General features: G+C 74.5%; 1 protein-coding gene. It reads right to left on the minus strand.

Annotation, left to right across the window (positions count from 1 at the left end; translation table 11 throughout):
- Positions 1-719: amidohydrolase family protein (locus tag MVA01S_RS30035; protein WP_159426399.1), on the minus strand; the 719-nt coding region annotated here is incomplete at both ends.

Raw genomic sequence — 719 nt, forward strand, 5'->3', positions numbered from 1 at the left:
CCGCGGGTCGCGGCGGCGAACGCGGCGCGGGCCGAGACCGCGCTGCCCGGGGTGTGGTGGGTGGTCGCCGCGCGGACCGTGGCCCACGGGTTCATGTCGGTGACCGGGGTGTCGGAGCCGAACGCCAGCGGAATGCCCCGGGATGCCAGCATCGCGAACCTGTTCAGCCCCGCGGCACGCTCGACGCCGAGGCGCTGGGCGTACATGCCGTGCGCGCCGCCCCACAGCGCGTCGAAGTTCGGCTGCATGCTCGCGATGACACCCCAGGCGCCGAGCCGGTCGGCCTGCTCGGCGGTGACCATCTCGAGGTGCTCGAGGCGGTGCCCACAGCGGGCCACCGCCGCGACGCCGAACCGCTGCACCACCGTCTCCAGTGCCGTGGTGACCGCGGCCACGGCGGCGTCGCCGATGACGTGGAAACCGGCCGTGATCCCGGCCTCGGTGCACGCACTGAGGTGCGCGGCGACCGCATCCTCGTCGAGGTAGCTGTTGCCGGTCGGCGCCGGGCAGTCGGCGGGCACGTCGGTGTAGGGCTCGTGCAGCCAGGCGGTACGCGACCCGAGCGCGCCGTCGACGAACAGATCACCGGCCAGCCCGCGCGCCTGCGTGCCCGCGATCAGCTCGCGGGCCTGCGCGACGGTGCCGACGGCCTCGCCCCAGTAGCCAATGACCTCGACGCCGTGCCGGTGGGTGCGGAGTTCGTGCCAGTCGTCGAGCCC

Source organism: Mycolicibacterium vaccae NBRC 14118 = CIP 105934 (assembly GCF_001552715.1).
Taxonomy (GTDB): Bacteria; Actinomycetota; Actinomycetes; order Mycobacteriales; family Mycobacteriaceae; genus Mycobacterium; species Mycobacterium vaccae.